The sequence below is a fragment of the Bradyrhizobium sp. Pa8 genome (genome assembly GCF_052588265.1).
Genome location: NZ_CP176767.1, coordinates 2,769,698 through 2,786,182, shown reverse-complemented (window position 1 = coordinate 2,786,182; position 16,485 = coordinate 2,769,698). Strand labels below are relative to the sequence as shown.

The window sequence follows — 16,485 nt, the reverse complement described above, 5'->3', positions numbered from 1 at the left end:
CAAGGTAACGAAATCCCATGGCCAGCAACGTCAATCCCGATCCCTTCACGACGCGCCCCGAGATCGAGGGCACGTTCGGGGTGGTCGCCACCACACACTGGATCGCGACCGCGGTCGGCATGGCCATCCTTGAAAAGGGCGGCAACGCCTTCGATGCCGGCGTCGCCACGGCGTTCACGCTTCAGGTCGTCGAACCGCACCTGAACGGCCCGGGCGGAGACGTGCCCATCATCGTGCACGACGTCAAACGCGCACGCACCGAGGTGATCTGCGGCCAGGGCCCGGCGCCGGCGCGCGCCACCATCGCGCATTACAAGAGCGAAGGCCTCGACATGGTGCCGGGCACCGGCTTGCTCGCGGCCTGCGTCCCCGGCACGTTCGAATCCTGGATGATGCTGCTGCGCGACTACGGCACGATGCGCGTGCGCGACGTGCTGGAGCCCGCGATCTCCTATGCGCGCGACGGCTATCCGCTGGTCGAGCGCGCCTGCGCCACGATCCAGACCGTCGAGCAGCTGTTCCGCAAGCATTGGCCGACCTCGGCCGCGGTCTATCTGCCCAACGGCGAAGTGCCGAGGCCCGGCACGCTCTTCACCAACAAGACACTGGCTTCGACCTACGCGCGCATTCTCAGCGAAGCCGAGAGCGGCGGCGGTGGCCGCGACGCCGAGATCGAGCGCGCGCGAAAGGCCTGGTCGCAAGGTTTCGTCGCGGAAGCCATCGACAAGTTCTGCCGCACCCAGGAAGTGATGGATGTCAGCGGCTCGCCGCATCGCGGCGTGCTCTCGGCCGACGACATGGCGCGCTGGCAGCCGACGATCGAGGCACCGCTCACCTACGACTATGGCCGCTACACCGTCTGCAAGGCCGGCGTCTGGAGCCAGGGCCCGGTGACACTCCAGCAGCTCGCGCTGCTCAAGGGCTTTGCGCTCGACGGGCTTGATCCGACCGGGCCGGAATTCATCCATCTCCAGATCGAATGCGCCAAGCTTGCGTTTGCCGACCGCGAGAAATTCTACGGCGATCCCAAGTTCAGCGAGATCCCGATCGCGACGCTGCTGTCGGACGCCTATAACGACGAGCGCCGCAAGCTCATCACCGACAAGGCCTCGCTCGACTTCCTCCCAGGTTCGGTCGAAGGTTTTGGCGGCGTGGTCAAGCTGCGCCGCGCCGAGTGGCAGCGCGAGGCGGTCGGCGCGCTTGGCGCCGGCGAGCCGACAGTCGGGCGTTTCGGCGAGGTGCGCGGCGACACCGTGCATTTCGACATCATCGACAAGGCCGGCAACATGGTGTCCTCGACGCCATCGGGCGGCTGGCTGCAATCCTCACCAATCATACCGGAGCTCGGCTTCTGCCTCGGCAGCCGCGCCCAGATGTTCTGGCTGGAGGAAGACCATCCCGCCGCGCTGGCGCCGGGCAAGCGGCCGCGCACGACGCTGTCCCCCACCATGGCGCTACGCGACGGCGAACCGTACCTCGCCTGGGGCTCGCCCGGCGGCGACCAGCAGGATCAGTGGATCACGCAGTTCTTCCTGCGCCACGTCCATTGCAACCTCAATCTCCAGGAAGCGATCGACGCGCCGGCCTGGCACTCCGAACATTTCCCGATCTCGTTCTGGCCGCGCACCGCACGCCCCGGCGTGCTCGTGGTCGAGAACCGCGTGCCGAAGGCGACGATCGCGAACCTTCGCGAGCGCGGACACATTGTCGAGGTCGGCCCCGACTGGTCGGAAGGTCGCCTCACCGCGGCCTCGCGCGTCGGGGTGCGCCGCCGCGCCGCCGCCAACCCGCGCGGCATGCAGGGCTACGCCGCAGGGCGCTGAAGGCAGCACATGACCTGGTCGATCATCGCGCGAGATCCTGCCACCGGCCAGTTCGGCATCGCGGTCGCGACCCGTTTCTTCGCCGTCGGCGCGCGCGTGCCCTACGTCGCGGCCGGCCTCGGCGCCATCGCGACCCAGGCCTTCGTCAATCCCTATTACGGCATCGACGGCGTCAAGCTGCTGCGCGAGGGCCTGAACGCGCATGACGTTCTCGCCACCCTGCTTGCGACCGACGACGGCCGCGAAAGCCGCCAGATCCACATCATGGACGCCGGCGGCGCGATCGCCGCGCATACCGGGCGCGACTGCGTCGACTGGTGCGGGCACATCGCCGGCAGCGGCTTCTCGATCGCCGGCAACATGCTGGCCGGCGCCGACGTGCTCGACGAGACCGCGAAGACCTATATCGCCAATGACAGCCTGCCCTTCCCGCGCCGCCTGCTTGCCGCCATGCGCGCGGGCGAGGCCGCCGGCGGCGACAAGCGCGGCAAGCAATCCGCGGCGCTCCTGATCCACGGCGAGGAGGAATGGCCGGCGCTGGACATTCGCGCCGACGATCATTCCGATCCGCTGGGCGAGCTCGAACGGCTGGAGCGCGTCAGTCAGGAACTCTGGGTGCATTTCCGGTCCTCTATGCCGACGCGGCAGAACCCGGCAGGCAATACCGATCGCAGCGTCATCGACGCCAGCATCGCTGCGAGCCGAGCAAGGCAATCATGAGCGCAAGCCCTCTCATCGAGATCAAGGATCTGCGCATCCGCTTCCACGGCGACGACGGCCGCGTGACCCACGCCGTCGACAGCGTCGATCTCAGCGTCGCCAATGGCGCGACGCTCGGCCTCGTCGGCGAATCCGGTTGCGGCAAGAGCGTGACGTCGCTGGCGATCATGGGATTGCTGCCGAAGCAAAGCGCGGAGATCTCGGGCGCGATCCGCTTCGACGGCTTCGACCTGCTGAAGACTCCTGACCAAACGCTGCGCGACCTCCGCGGCAACCGGCTGGCGATGATTTTTCAGGAGCCGATGACGTCGCTCAACCCGAGCTTCACCATCGGCGACCAGATCACCGAAACGATCCTGCGTCACCGTGGCGGCTCGCGGAAGAGCGCGCGCGAGCGGGCGATCGAGCTGCTGCGGCGCGTTCACATCCCCTCGCCGGAGCGGCGCATCGACGAATATCCGCACAAGCTCTCCGGCGGCATGCGCCAGCGCGTGATGATCGCGATGGCGCTCGCCTGCGATCCGCGCCTCCTGATCGCGGACGAGCCGACCACGGCGCTCGATGTCACCTTGCAGGCGCAGATTTTGGAGCTGATGCGCGAACTGAAGGCGGCGAGCGGCGCCGCCATCATCCTGATCACCCACGATCTCGGTGTCGTCGCCGAAGTCTGCGACGAGGTCGCGGTGATGTATGCCGGCGAGATCGTCGAGCGCGCGCCGGTCGACGAGCTGTTCGCGATGCCGCAGCATCCCTACACCGTCGGCCTGCTGGGCTCGATCCCGCGGCTCGACCACCGCGCCGAGCAGCTGGCCACGATCGAGGGCATGGTGCCGAACATGGCGCAGCCACCCGCCGGCTGCCGCTTCGCCGCGCGCTGCCCCTTCGTGCTGGATACCTGCACCGAGGTGCCGCCGCCGCTGGTCGAAGTCAGCCCCGGCCACCTCTCGCGCTGCATCCGCGCGCCTCTCGAACTGCTGGTGTCGTGATGGCCTCGCTCTCTCCTCTCGTGCCCTGGGCACAGCGCAGCACAAGCGAAGCGCAGTGGTGCGCTGCTGAACCGGGGCCCATGTGGCGGCGAGCTGGATCCCGGTTCAGCGTCGCAACACGTCGCGTTGCGCCGCGCCCGGGACAAGAGAGCAGGATTCGCGGGGAGCAGACACGATGACCGCTCTCCTCGAGGTCGAAGGGCTGGTCAAGCATTTTGTCGCCGGGCGTTCGTTGTTCGGCCGGGCACTGGGGCATGTCAAAGCGGTCGATGGCGTCAGCTTCTCTCTCGAAGCCGGCAAGACGCTGGCCTTGGTCGGCGAATCCGGGTGCGGCAAATCCACTGTCAGTCGCCTGGTGCTGCGGCTGATCGAGCCGGATGCAGGCACGGTGCGTTTCGCCGGCCGTGACCTGCTCTCGCTGGACGCCGGGGCGCTCCGCGCCTTCCGTCGCGAAGCGCAGATCATCTTCCAGGACCCCTACGCCTCGCTTAATCCGCGCATGACGGTCGGCCAGATTCTCACCGAGCCGCTGGCGCTGCACGATCTGGTACCGCCGGCGCAACGCCGCGAGCGCGTCGCGGAAATCCTGCGGCTGGTCGGTCTCGAGCCGCGGCTCGAGCGACGTTATCCGCACGAATTCTCCGGCGGCCAGCGCCAGCGCATCGCCATCGCCCGCGCGCTCGCGGTCGAACCAAAACTGATCATCTGCGATGAGCCGGTCTCGGCGCTGGACGTCTCGATCCGCTCGCAGATCCTCAACCTCCTGCGCGAGCTGCAGGACCGGCTTGGGCTGGCCTACATCTTCGTCTCGCACGATCTGGCTGTGGTCAAGCACATCGCCGACCATGTCGCGGTGATGAATCTCGGCCAGATCGTCGAGACCGCCGAGGCGGACGCCCTGTTCGCGGCACCCCGCCATCCCTACAGCCGTGCGCTGCTGTCCGCGATCCCCATGCCTAAACCGCGGGCAAAGCGCAGCCGGATTGTGCTGCAGGGAGAGATCCCGAGCGCGCTCAGCCCGCCGCCGGGTTGCCGCTTCCACACCCGCTGCCCCTACGTAGTCGACCGCTGCCGCAGTGAAATGCCGCAGCTCGTGCCGGATGGCATCGGACATGCAACGGCCTGTCACCGAACATCGGAACTGCCGTCCTCCGCGGCGATCGTCCCGTCCGACGGCGGCTTTTCGCCGGTCCTTGAAAAATTGGTCGCCGCCTTCAGCGGCGGCCCGGAAGCAGTCCGCGGCGGCGGGGTTAGTTCATTGGGAACGGACCCGGCATAGCCGCAAAACAGAGGTTGAGAGCGATGAGTTTCATGCGTTTGACAATCCTGGCGTCGGCTGTGCTGACGTCGCTCGCGGGCGCAGCCCAAGCCCAAGTTCAAGCTCAGACCACGCTTCGCATCGGCATCGCCGAAGACCCCGACATCCTCGATCCCAGCATCGGCCGCACCTATGTCGGCCGTATCGTCTTCTCCGCCTTCTGCGACAAGCTGTTCGACATCGACGAGAAGCTCAACATCGTGCCGCAGCTCGCGCTGTCCTACGAGACTTCGGCCGACGGCAAGGAGATGACGATCAAGCTCCGGCCCAACGTCAAATTCCATGACGGCGAGCCGCTGGACGCGGAAGCCGCAAAGTTCTCACTCGAGCGTCACATGACGCTGCCGACCTCGTTCCGGAAGTCCGAGCTTGCCAGCGTCGACCATGTCGAGGTGGTCGATCCCCTGACCATCAAGCTGGTGCTGAAGACCCCCTACTCGCCCCTGATCGCCCAGCTCACCGACCGCTCCGGCATGATGGTCTCGCCGAAGGCAGCGAAGGAAGCTGGCGACAAGTTCGGCCTGCATCCGGTCTGCGCCGGCCCCTACAAATTCGTCGAGCGCGTCCAGCAGGACCGCATGGTGTTCGAGAGGTTTGCTGACTACTGGAACAAGGACAACATCCACATCGACCGCGTTGTGTTCCTGCCGATTGTCGACGCGACGGTGCGGCTCGCGAACCTGAAGTCGGGCGGGCTCGATCTGATCGAGCGCGTGCTCGCCACCGACATCAAGGACGTGCGCGCCGATTCCCGCCTCGTGCTGTCGACCGCGCCGGAGCTCGGCTATCTCGGCCTGACGGTCAATATCGGAAACGACAAGAGCAAGGGGCCGCTAAGCCAGTCGGCGAAGGTGCGCCAGGCGCTCGATCTCTCGATCGACCGCGAGGCCCTCAACCAGGTCGTCTTCAACGGCGAGTTCACGCCCGGCAACCAGTGGGTCAGCCCGAAGCATCCCTATTACCAGAAAGCGTTCCCGGTTCGCGGTCGCGACATCGCGAAGGCCAAGGCGCTATTGAAGGAAGCCGGCGTCACCACGCCGGTGACGGTGGATTACATGATCCCCAAGGGCGCGGAGAACGAAGCCGTCGCCCAGGTCGTCCAATCGATGGCCGCCGAAGCGGGCTTCGACATCAAGATCCGCGCGGTCGAATTCGCCACGACCTTCAAGCAGGCCCAGGCAGGCGAGTTCCAGATCTTCCAGATCAACTGGAGCGGCCGCATCGATCCTGACGGCAATTCCTACATCTTCATGCGCAGCAAAGCGCCGCAAAACGACGGCGTGTACGCGAACCCCGAGGCCGACAAGCTGATGGAAGACGGACGCATGACGTCCAACGTCGAGGAGCGCAAGGCGATCTACGAAAAGCTGACCAAGATCCTGCTCGATGATTTGCCGATCATCTACATCTATCACCGCACACTGCTGATCGCGCACACCAAGAAGCTCGACGGCTACAGGCAGATGCCCGATGGACTCGTGCGCGTAGTCGGATTGAAGTTCAAGTGATCACGGCAGCGGTTGGGACGCGCGTGGAATCATGCTGAATTTCCTCGCCCACCGAATCGCGCAGATCGTGCCGACACTGTTCTTCGTGTCGGTGCTGATCTTCTCGCTCCAGCAATTGCTGCCGGGCGATCCCGCGCTGGTGATGGCCGGCGAGGAGCGCGATCCCGCCGTGATCGAACAGATCCGCCAGCAGTATAAGCTCGATCAGCCGATCCCCGTGCAGTACGTCTATTGGCTCAAGGGCGTTCTCTCAGGCAATTTCGGCGAGTCCTTGCGCAACAAGATGCCGGTGCGCGAGCTGATCGCACAGAAACTGCCGGTGACGCTCCAGCTCGGCTCGATGGCGATCCTGATCGCGTTCCTCATCGGCATTCCCGCCGGCATCATCTCCGCGGTGAAGAAGGGCACGGTTTGGGACTATGGCGCCAATCTGTTCGCGCTGTGGGGCATCTCGACGCCGAATTTCTGGCTCGGAATCCTCATGATCTTCCTGTTCTCAATTCACCTGGGCTGGCTGCCGGCCTCAGGCTATGTGCCGCTCAGCGAGGACTGGCGCGCGAGCGTGGCCGCCACCATCATGCCGGCCTTCGTGCTCGGCAACGCAATTTCGGCGGTCCTGATGCGGCACACGCGCAGCGCCATGCTCCAGGTTCTGGAGAGCGACTATGTCCGTACCGCACGCGCGAAAGGTCTCTCCGAGCGCTCGGTAATCCTCAAGCATGCGATGCGCAACGCGCTGACGCCGATCATCACCCTCGGTGCGCTCGAGCTCGGCACGCTGTTGTCGGGCGCGGTGCTGACCGAGCAGATCTTTTCCATTCCCGGCTTCGGCAAGCTGATCGTGGATGCCGTATTCAACCGTGACTATGCGGTGGTGCAGGGCGTGGTGCTGGTGACAGCCACAGTCTACATCACGCTGAATCTCGTTGCCGACATCGCCTATGTCCTCGTCAATCCGCGGCTGCGAGGTTAGACGATGACCGACGCTGCACTGTCAGCCAGTCCCGCCACCCAAGCCTACGAGCTGGACAGCCCGGCCCGCCGTGCGCGGCGGCGCCTGTTCAAGCGCAAGGCTGCGGTCTTCGGGCTTGTCGTGATCACGGCCTTCATCCTGCTTGCGGCCCTTGCGCCGCTGGTCGTGCCCTATGATCCCATTGCGACGAGCTGGAGCCTGGTGCGCAAGCCGCCCACCGCCGCCCACTGGTTCGGCACCGACGATCTCGGCCGCGACATCCTCAGCCGCGTCATCTACGGCGCGCGGGCCTCCCTGATGGCGGGTCTCATCTCGGTCGCGATTGCGCTCGGGATCGGTGTCCCTCTTGGTCTCCTCGCCGGCTATCGCGGCGGATTTGTTGACGCGCTGATCAGCCGGATCACCGATGCAATGCTGGCCTGCCCGTTCCTCATCCTGGCGATTGCGCTGGCCGCGTTCCTCGGTCCCAGCCTCGGCAACGCCATGATCGCAATCGGCATCTCGGCAACGCCGATCTTCATCCGTCTGACGCGCGGGCAGGTGCTGAGCGTCAAGGCCGAAGACTATGTCGAGGCGGCGCGCGCGCTCGGCAATCCGCCCTGGCGGATCGCGTTCTCGCACATCCTGCCGAACATCCTGCCGGCGCTGCTGGTGCAGGCCACACTGTCGATCGCCGCCGCCATCATCGCCGAAGCGGCGCTGTCCTTCCTCGGCCTCGGCCAGCAGCCGCCCGCACCGTCCTGGGGCAGCATGCTCAACGCGGCGCAGCGCTTCCTGACCCAGGCGCCGTGGATGGCAATCTGGCCGGGCCTTGCGATCTTCCTCGTGGTGCTGTCGCTGAACCTACTCGGCGACGGCCTGCGCGACGCGCTCGATCCGCGCCAGCGCTAGATCACGGTCTCCCGCATCACGCGACGACAATCCATCTCGTATTCGAGGTCGACCACCGGCGGCCGGGCGAAATGCCAGGTCAGGCCGGAGCGCAGCGCGCCGCGGCGGACCAGTTCGTCGACCAGCGCATGGTGGAAATCATGCACGGAATAGGCCTGCACGCCGGTGGTGTCCTTCCAGCCGAAACCGAAGGCCGTCATCCGGTTCTCCATCTGCGACGTCGTGGTGAACCGCACCTTCTCGCGGAGGCCCTCCGGACTGAGGTCGCGGTAGCGCACCGTGCGCTCGACATAGGTGCCGCCGCCCTCGCGCGCCTCGGCGCCACCGGCGATCACGAAGCTCGGACTCTTCGATGTCGTCGGACGCGTGAAGGAGAAGGCATAGAACGACGGCTCGGATGGCGGATCGAGCTCCGGACAGACATTGCTGCGCGCCACCGGATTGGTGGTGCCGTCGAAGATGCCCCATTCCGACAGCGTCTTCACATAATGCAGGTTGAACGCGCGAAACCCTTCCTCGCTGAAGGCCGCCGGTGAGCGCAGCTCGCAGGCACAGAACGCCGTCAGCGGACGCCCTGCTTCCTGGATATACTTCGCCGCGAGCGCAAATCCCTCGGCCAGCGGCACCAGGCGGTCGAACCGAACGCGCTCGATCTCGTAGCCGTCGTCAGCGGCGGCACCGGCCGAATACTGGAACACGGACGGGATGAACCGATAGTTGCCGGCGGAGAAGTCACCAATCATGTCGAACTCCTATTCCAGTTTCATGCGGATACCCTTGGCGGCGTTGAGCAGGCGCTTCAGGTGAAAGCCGGCCAGGGAATCGTCGGCGTGCATCCCGACCAGCGCGGCAAAGGCCGGCATGGCCGCGACGTCGCCGGCTTCCATCTTGGCAAAAGCCTCGGAATATTGCGCCGTCCTTGGCGCTTCGAATTTTTCCGGCGGCAACGGTTCGAACGCACGCAGCGGTTCGCTGCGTCCGCGCAACATCAGATCGCCGACGGGACGGCCTTGAAAATGCTCCGCCGCCTTGGCGACGCTGGCACTGGCGCAGACGCGTGTTCCGAGATGCTTGTTGGCGGCCTCCAGTCGCGCCGCGATGTTGATGGTGTCTCCATACGCGGTGTAGTCGAAGAAGCGGTTGCCTCCGAAATTGCCGACCAGTGCCGGCCCGGCGTGAATGCCGATACGGGTGGTGCCGAAATTCACGCCCATGGCCCTCTGGCGCGCGCAGAAATCCTGCGCCCAGGCATCGAGGTCATGGGCGCAGGCGACCGCACGCGTCGCATAGTCCGGCTGATCGCCCGGCGCATTGAAGAGCACCTGGATCGCATCGCCGATGATTTTTGCGACCGTCCCCTCATGCGCGAAGATGGTTTCGGTCATCCCGCCGACGTATTCGTTGAGGAGCGCGCCCAGCGTCTCGGGCGGCGCGCTCTCGACCAGGGAGGTGAACCCGGTGATATCCGTGAAGATGGTGGCGACATCGCGCCACTGCACCTCGATCCCCTCACCCTCGCCGCCAGCCACCAGACGCTTGGCGAGCTCGGGCGAGAAATGCCGCGACAGCGCGGCATGAGCCCGCTCCGCCTCCATCTGACGGCGCCGTGCCTCGCGCAGCATCTCGATATGGCGAATGGTCTTCTCGATCGTGGCCTCCAGATCGGCGAAGTCGATCGGTTTGGTGAGGAAGTCGAACGCGCCGCGGTTCATGGCGGTGCGGATGTTGCTCATGTCGCCATAGGCCGAGACGATGATGGTCGATTTCTTGTCCTCGGCCTCCTGGAGCTTCGCCAGCAGCGACAGCCCATCCATCCGCGGCATGTTGATGTCGGAGACCACCATGTCGACATGCGGGTTCTGCTCGAGGGATTCCAGCGCCTCGACGCCGTCGCGCGCAAACATGATGGCCACGAGCCCGTCGCGGATCTGCCTGCGAAATTTCTGCAGGATCAGCGCCTCGAGGTCTGGCTCGTCATCGACGAAGAGGATGGTCGAAGTCATGCGGCTTGCTCGAGCCTCGTGTCGATCTCCTGCCGCAGCAGCGCAAAATCGATCGGCTTGGTGAGGAGTCCGATGGCGCCACGCTCGATCGCCTTCCGGCGCGTCTCGGCGTCACCATAGGCCGTGATCATGATGACGGGAACGTCCGGATGCTCGGCGCGCACCTTGGGCAGCATGTCGAGCCCGCTCATGCCGGGCATGTTGATGTCGGACAGGATCAGGATCAACGCGGGGTCGCGCACCTCGGAGGCGAGCTTGAGCGCATCAGACGCGGACGGCGCGAATTCCATCTGGAAGCGTCCGGCGCGCAGGTCACGCCGGAACTGCTGCCGGAACAGCGCCTCGACGTCGGGCTCGTCATCGACGACCAGGATGTAAACGTTCAACTCTTGCCTCCGGGAGTGCCGCCTGCCGCCATCATGCGCGGCAGGGTGATGATGAATTCGGTGAATACACCGGGCTCGGTGTTCACGTCGATCGTGCCGCCGTGCTGCTTCACGACGATGTCATGGCTCATGGACAGGCCGAGCCCGGTGCCCTCGCCGGCCGGCTTGGTGGTGAAGAACGGATTGAACAATTTCGCCTTCACCTCGGGCGGAATCCCCGTGCCGTTGTCCCGGATCCGAATCTCGACCTTGTCGCCGAGGTTTTTGGTGGCCGCGCTCAAGGTGGGCTCGAAGCCCTCCGTCGCGCTCTCCTTGCGCTTGGCTGCGGCATAGAAGCCGTTCGAGATCAAATTGAGCAAGACGCGCGCGATCTCCTGCGGATAGACATCGACCATCCCGGCTCCGGGATCGAACTCGCGCTCGAGCGTGACGTTGAAGGCGGGCCGTTCCGCGCGCGCGCCGTGATAGGCAAGATTGAGGCTTTCCTCGACGACGGCATTGATATCGCTGGGACGATGCTCGCCGGAACCCGCGCGCGAATGCAGCAGCATGTTCCTGACGATGGAATCGGCGCGCTTGCCGTGCTGCACCACCTTTTCCAGATTGCTCTTGAGCATGCCGGTCAGCTCGTCGATCTCCTCCTTGCTCTTGCCGTCGAAAGAAACCGACCGCAGGGTCTCATTGAGCTCGTCGATCAGTTCGGTCGAGACCGCGGAGAAATTGTTGATGAAATTGAGCGGGTTCTTGATCTCGTGGGCAATCCCCGCCGTGAGCTGACCGAGGGAGGCGAGCTTCTCGGTCTGGATCAGGCGATCCTGCGCGGCGCGCAGGTCGTCGAGAGATCGTGACAGCTCCTGCGTACGCATGCGCAGCTCATTCAACAGGCGCGTATTTTCGATCGCGATGACGGCCTGGTTGGCAAACGACGCGATCAGCGCGATCTGCTTTTCGTCGAAGGCGACCGCTTCGACCCGGGCGACACCGATCGCGCCGATCACCTTTTCCCTCAACAGCATCGGCGTGAACAGGACCGAATTGAACCCGAAATCCCGCGCAAACTCCCTGGTGGAAGAAGGTGCCGAGGGGTTGCCCAATATCGGCTGGAATTGCACCGTTCGCTTGGACAGAATGGCGAGCCCGCCCACCGTGTCGTCGGCCAGCGGGCGCGGATATCGCTCGGTCAGCCGCTCGAAGCCGGGCTGCCCATCTGCAGCCGGCATCTCAACCGTCCCGTCGTGGACCGTCTGCACCACTGCAAAGCGGGTGTCGAACATCCGCAGCAGATTTCGTACGATCGCGTCGAACACCGGCTTGGTGTCGTGCATTGATCCGCTGATCGACGCGAGAATCTCGGCGGTCGCAGTCTGTTGCTCGAGCGATTCACGCAGCTCTGCCGTCCGCCGCTCGACCTTGTTTTCCAAATCCGCATAGGATTCCTGCAAGCGCGCGCCCATGTCGTTGAACTGGTCGGCGAGTCCTTCGAGCTCGTCGCCGGTCCGGATCGAGATGCGCTGGGAGAAGTCGCCGCCGCCGATCCGCTCGGCGCCACTGCGTAGCGCCTGGATCGGGCCGACCATGCGGCGCGCGAGAAAAATCCCGGCGAGTACCGCGAAGATCGACGCTGCGAGCAACACGATCGCCAGCCGCTGCAGCGAAGCATAGAGCGCCGCATAGGCCTCCTCAACCGGCAGCTCGACGAGCATGGTCCAATGCAGCGGCTCGATCGGGGCCGATGCGGTCAGCACCTTCTGCCCCTGGATATTGCGCGCTTCGGGGAGCGCGCCGGACAGGGTGCCACCTCCGGCCTGCGCAGCGCGCACCTGCGCGAGGCCTGACATGTCGGTGTTGCGCAGGACCAGGCTGATATCGGGATGCGCGATCAGGCGCCCCTCCGGGCCGACGACATAGGCATGTCCGTGCTCGCCGACCTTGATCTGGGACACGACGTCCCAGATCAGCTTGAGATTGACCTCCGCGATGCTGACGCCGGCATCCTTGCGCGCGCCGGCCAGCGCGAGCGTCATGTAGGGCTCGGACTCCCTGCGGAAATAGACCGGCCCGTAATAGACCTTGTGCGCGACCGCCTCGGTGAACTTCGGGTCAGCCGATAGGTCGATCCCGCTGTCGATCGCGTCCATGGCCAGCCGCGAGACCCGCAAGCGCTCCTTGCCGGTCGCATCCACCTGGGCGAGCTCGGTGATCGCGGGCACCTGGCGCAGCAGCCGTTGCGCGTCGAACCGGCGCTGCTCGATCGAGCCCGCCGACCAGGGCAGCTGCGTGGTCCAGCCGAGCTGGCTCTCGATCTCCTTGACGAACTGGCCGATCTTGGCCGCCGCCGCCTCGGCCTGTTCATGCTGGACCCGGATCAGCGCGGCCTTGTGCTCGCGATAATAGAAGAAGACCTCGAACAGCCCGTTGACCAGCAGCGCTATGGCGACGACGGCCACGAACAGCGCGACATATTTGGTGAAAAGCCGGGTCCTGATCCCCCGTCCCGCCGCCTCGCCGGGCGCAACGCCAGCCGCGGCCGCGCCCGGCGCTGTCCCGGCTTGCGGGGTATCGGGGTGGAGGGAGATGCTCATCCCGGCGAATCTAGCAAGAAGGCCGGAACTTGTCTCTCGCCAACGCGGAAAGGACTCCCGCGTAAGCCTGACGGCGGTCGCAGGGCGCGGGGCAAATGAAAAGGGCGGCAACGGAAGCCGCTGCCGCCCTTCTGGTTCGCTGACCTGCGGCTCAGGTCGGTCGCAGCGCCTTGGAATTGAGGTCGAGATCGTTGACCTCCTTGTTCCGCTCGGAATCGGCCGCCGCGCGATGGTCGGTCGCCAGCACCACATAGACTGCCGGCAGCACGAACAGCGTGAACAGCGTGCCGATCGACATGCCGGCGACGACCACGAGGCCGATCGAGAAACGGCTGGCCGCGCCTGCGCCGGTCGCGGTCAGCAGCGGGATCAGGCCCGTCACCATCGCGGCCGTCGTCATCAGGATCGGCCGCAGACGAATACGGGCCGACATTTCGATGGCCGAGCGACGGTCGAGCCGTTCGTTGATCTGGAGCTCGTTGGCGAACTCCACCATCAGGATGCCGTGCTTGGTGATCAGCCCGACCAGCGTCAGCAGGCCGACCTGGGTGTAGATGTTCATGGTCGCCGCGCCGAAGAACAGCGGGATCAGGGCGCCGACGATCGCCATCGGCACCGAGATCATGATCACCAGGGGATCGCGCAAGCTCTCGAACTGCGCGGCCAGCACCAGGAAGATGATGATCAGCGCAAAGCCGAAAGTGATCGCAAGTTGGTTGCCTTCCTGCACGTACTGCCGGCTATCCGCCAGATAGTCGTGGGTGAAGCCCTGCGGCAGCTTCTTGGCCTCGCCTTCGAGGAAGTCCACCGCCGCACCGACGGTCACGCCGGGCATCGGCACCGCCGAGAACGTCGCCGAGTTCAGCTGATTATAGTGGGTCAGCGAATTTGGATCAGTCCTGGTTTCGACCGACACCACTGTCGACAACGGAAGCTGCTGACCGGTGTTGGTTGTCACATAGTAGCCGCCGAGCGATTCCGGCGAGAGCCTCTGGCCGCGCGGCACCTGCGGGATCACCTGGTAGGAACGACCCTCCAGATTGAAGCGGTTGATGTAGTTGCCGCCGAGCAGCACCGCCAACGCGCTGCCGACGTTCTGCATATTCACGCCGAGGTCCTGGGCCTTGGTGCGATCGATCTTCACCGTGACAGTGGGCTGGTTGTAGGCGAGGTCACTGTCGGACACGATGAACATGCCGCTCTTGCGCGCGGCGTCCTTCAGCTTCTCCATCTGCTCGTAGACGGCCTGGAAGCCCGCGGTCGAGTTGATCACCATCTGTACCGGCAGGCCGCCCGGCCCACCCGGCAGCGGCGGCAGATTGAACGCAAAGGCCTGAACACCCTCGATCTTGGAAAGCTCGGCCTGGACCAGCGGCTTCAGCGCGATCGAAGAACGCTTCCGTTCGTCCCACGGCTTCAGCAGCATACCGGCGATACCGCCCTGCGGCCCGTTAATGCCGTTCAGCACGAAGCGCAGATCAGTTTCAGCGAATTTCTGGAATTCCTTGTCGAGCTTCTCACCGTAGAAATCGACGTAGTCGATGTTGGCGTATTTCGGCGCCTTGGTCACCGCGAACACGATGCCCTGATCTTCCTCAGGCGCCAGTTCCTTCGACGTATGCATGTACAGGAAGCCGACGAGCCCGAGGATCGTCACCGCGAACAGGCCGGTGATGGCCTTGTAGTCGAGCGAGCGGTCGAGCCTGCGGCCGTACCAGCGCGTCATGGCGCCGAATACCCCGTTCACCAGCTTTGCGAACCGGCCCTCCTCCGTATTCTTCAGCAGCACCGAGCACATCATCGGCGACAGCGTCAGCGCGATGACGCCGGACACGATCACGGAGCCAGCAAGGGTGAAAGCGAATTCGCGGAACAGCGAGCCGGTGAGACCGCCGAGGAAGCCGATCGGAGCATAGACGGCGGCGAGCGTGATCGTCATCGAGATGACGGGACCGACGATTTCGCGCGCGCCTTCCAGCGACGCCTGCACCGGTGTCTTGCCCTCCTCCAGATGGCGGTGAATGTTCTCCACCACCACGATGGCGTCGTCGACCACAAGTCCGATCGCGAGCACCATGGCCAGCAGCGTCAGCAGGTTGAAGCTGAATCCCAGCATCAGCATCAGCGTGCAGACGCCGATCATCGACAGCGGAATCGTGACAACCGGAATGATGACGGAGCGGAACGACGCCAGGAACAGGAAGATCACTACGATGACGATGATGATGGCTTCGCCCAGCGTCTTCTCGACCTCATCGATCGAGGATTGGATGAACTTGGTCGAATCGTAGGCGACCTTCATCTTCATTGACGGCGGCAGGTTGCGCTCGAGCTCCGGGAAAAGCGCGCGCACGCCCTTCACCAGAGTCAGCGGGTTGCCTTGCGGGGTCGCCTGCACGCCGATGAAGATCGCGTGCTCGCCGTTGAAGGCCACACTCGCATCGGTGGTCTGCGCGGCCAACTCGACCGACGCGATGTCCTCCATCCGCACGAAGCCGCCGTCCTTCGCCTTGACGATCATCTTCTTGAACTGGTTGACGTCGGTCAGGCCCGTGTTCGTCGAGATGTTCGAGACGATCAGATAGCCCTTGGTCTGGCCTGCCGCGGACTGGAAGTTGTTGGCGGCGATTGCCGCGGCGACATCGGCCGGCGACACATTGCGGCCGGCCATCTTCACCGGATCGAGCCACAGCCTCATCGCAAAATTCTGGGCACCGAGGATGTCGGCGGAGGCGACACCATCAACGGTCGACAGCACCGGCTGCACCACACGCGTCAGGTAGTCCGAAATCGCCGAGCCCGACAATTCGTCGGACGAAAAACCAAGATACATTACGGCCGTGGTCTGGCCGGTGGTTTTGGTGACGATCGGATCGTTCGATTCCTTCGGGATGAGATATTTGACCGAATTCGTCTTGGCCAGCACCTCGGTGAGCGCCTGGTTCGGATCGAAATTCAGCTTGATGTAGACCTGGATCGTCGAGGTGCCGAGCACCGAGGACGAGGTCATGTAATCGACGCCCTCAGCGGAGGCGACTGCCTGCTCGATCGGCGTCGTGATGAAGCCTTGGATCAGGTCCGCGGACGCACCGGGATAGACGGTCGTGATGTTGATGACCGTGTTCGACAGTTTTGGATATTGCCGGATCGGCAGCGTCGTCGCCGCGCGCAGGCCGATCAGCAGGATCAGCAGGCTGACGACGACCGACAGGACCGGGCGTTTGATGAAAATATCAGTAAAGCGCATCGCGGCGATCTCGATTTCGTTGACTTGCAAAGCGCATGACCCGGCCGT

Annotated in this window: 12 protein-coding genes; 7 read left to right on the top strand and 5 right to left on the bottom strand. The window is 64.7% G+C overall.

Going from position 1 to position 16,485, the window contains the following annotated elements:
* The first annotated feature begins 17 nt into the window (after positions 1–17).
* From ACKWRH_RS12640 to ACKWRH_RS12610, 7 genes are all read left to right on the top strand, one after another.
* Positions 18–1,823, top strand: coding sequence for a gamma-glutamyltransferase family protein (locus ACKWRH_RS12640; protein ID WP_445220795.1), 1,806 nt, complete (start codon positions 18–20; stop codon positions 1,821–1,823).
* A 9-nt stretch (positions 1,824–1,832) separates the two neighbouring features.
* Positions 1,833–2,543, top strand: a complete 711-nt coding sequence (locus ACKWRH_RS12635) for a DUF1028 domain-containing protein (RefSeq protein ID WP_445220794.1) — start codon at positions 1,833–1,835, stop codon at positions 2,541–2,543.
* On the top strand, positions 2,540–3,529 hold the full coding sequence (locus tag ACKWRH_RS12630; protein ID WP_445220793.1) for an ABC transporter ATP-binding protein: 990 nt from the start codon (positions 2,540–2,542) through the stop codon (positions 3,527–3,529). Before ACKWRH_RS12635 ends, ACKWRH_RS12630 begins: the two co-directional genes overlap by 4 nt.
* 175 nt (positions 3,530–3,704) lie before the next feature.
* On the top strand, positions 3,705–4,808 hold the full coding sequence (locus tag ACKWRH_RS12625) for an ABC transporter ATP-binding protein (protein WP_445222386.1): 1,104 nt from the start codon (positions 3,705–3,707) through the stop codon (positions 4,806–4,808).
* A gap of 23 nt (positions 4,809–4,831) precedes the next feature.
* Positions 4,832–6,355 carry an ABC transporter substrate-binding protein gene (locus ACKWRH_RS12620; RefSeq protein ID WP_445220792.1) on the top strand — a complete coding sequence of 508 codons (1,524 nt, stop codon included), beginning with the start codon at positions 4,832–4,834 and terminating at the stop codon, positions 6,353–6,355.
* A gap of 31 nt (positions 6,356–6,386) precedes the next feature.
* Positions 6,387–7,328 carry an ABC transporter permease gene (locus ACKWRH_RS12615; protein ID WP_445220791.1) on the top strand — a complete coding sequence of 314 codons (942 nt, stop codon included), beginning with the start codon at positions 6,387–6,389 and terminating at the stop codon, positions 7,326–7,328.
* Between the two features lie 3 nt (positions 7,329–7,331).
* Positions 7,332–8,219: an ABC transporter permease gene (locus ACKWRH_RS12610; RefSeq protein ID WP_445220790.1), complete on the top strand. Its 888-nt coding sequence runs from the start codon at positions 7,332–7,334 to the stop codon at positions 8,217–8,219.
* Here the strand turns inward: ACKWRH_RS12610 and cnbZ are convergent.
* The 5 genes from cnbZ to ACKWRH_RS12585 form a co-directional block, all read right to left on the bottom strand.
* Complete coding sequence (cnbZ, locus tag ACKWRH_RS12605) at positions 8,216–8,962, bottom strand: 2-amino-5-chloromuconate deaminase CnbZ (RefSeq protein WP_445220789.1); 747 nt, start codon at positions 8,960–8,962, stop codon at positions 8,216–8,218. The two genes, ACKWRH_RS12610 and cnbZ, sit on opposite strands and share 4 nt — an antisense overlap.
* Positions 8,963–8,971: 9 nt before the next feature.
* A complete protein-coding gene (locus ACKWRH_RS12600; RefSeq protein ID WP_445220788.1) occupies positions 8,972–10,222 on the bottom strand; it encodes an adenylate/guanylate cyclase domain-containing protein in 1,251 nt (416 codons plus the stop codon).
* Complete coding sequence (locus ACKWRH_RS12595) at positions 10,219–10,608, bottom strand: response regulator (RefSeq protein ID WP_445220787.1); 390 nt, start codon at positions 10,606–10,608, stop codon at positions 10,219–10,221. The genes ACKWRH_RS12600 and ACKWRH_RS12595 overlap by 4 nt, the downstream gene beginning before the upstream one ends.
* A complete protein-coding gene (locus ACKWRH_RS12590) occupies positions 10,605–13,190 on the bottom strand; it encodes an ATP-binding protein (RefSeq protein WP_445220786.1) in 2,586 nt (861 codons plus the stop codon). Before ACKWRH_RS12590 ends, ACKWRH_RS12595 begins: the two co-directional genes overlap by 4 nt.
* Positions 13,191–13,341: 151 nt before the next feature.
* Complete coding sequence (locus tag ACKWRH_RS12585) at positions 13,342–16,437, bottom strand: MexW/MexI family multidrug efflux RND transporter permease subunit (RefSeq protein WP_445222385.1); 3,096 nt, start codon at positions 16,435–16,437, stop codon at positions 13,342–13,344.
* Positions 16,438–16,485: the final 48 nt, after the last annotated feature.

Coding starts and splice junctions, on each gene's coding strand:
- ACKWRH_RS12640 (WP_445220795.1), top strand. CDS start 18: ATGGCCAGCAACGTCAATCCCGATCCCTTCACGACGCGCCCCGAGATC.
- ACKWRH_RS12635 (WP_445220794.1), top strand. CDS start 1,833: ATGACCTGGTCGATCATCGCGCGAGATCCTGCCACCGGCCAGTTCGGC.
- ACKWRH_RS12630 (WP_445220793.1), top strand. CDS start 2,540: ATGAGCGCAAGCCCTCTCATCGAGATCAAGGATCTGCGCATCCGCTTC.
- ACKWRH_RS12625 (WP_445222386.1), top strand. CDS start 3,705: ATGACCGCTCTCCTCGAGGTCGAAGGGCTGGTCAAGCATTTTGTCGCC.
- ACKWRH_RS12620 (WP_445220792.1), top strand. CDS start 4,832: ATGAGTTTCATGCGTTTGACAATCCTGGCGTCGGCTGTGCTGACGTCG.
- ACKWRH_RS12615 (WP_445220791.1), top strand. CDS start 6,387: ATGCTGAATTTCCTCGCCCACCGAATCGCGCAGATCGTGCCGACACTG.
- ACKWRH_RS12610 (WP_445220790.1), top strand. CDS start 7,332: ATGACCGACGCTGCACTGTCAGCCAGTCCCGCCACCCAAGCCTACGAG.
- cnbZ (WP_445220789.1), bottom strand. CDS start 8,962: ATGATTGGTGACTTCTCCGCCGGCAACTATCGGTTCATCCCGTCCGTG.
- ACKWRH_RS12600 (WP_445220788.1), bottom strand. CDS start 10,222: ATGACTTCGACCATCCTCTTCGTCGATGACGAGCCAGACCTCGAGGCG.
- ACKWRH_RS12590 (WP_445220786.1), bottom strand. CDS start 13,190: ATGAGCATCTCCCTCCACCCCGATACCCCGCAAGCCGGGACAGCGCCG.
- ACKWRH_RS12585 (WP_445222385.1), bottom strand. CDS start 16,437: ATGCGCTTTACTGATATTTTCATCAAACGCCCGGTCCTGTCGGTCGTC.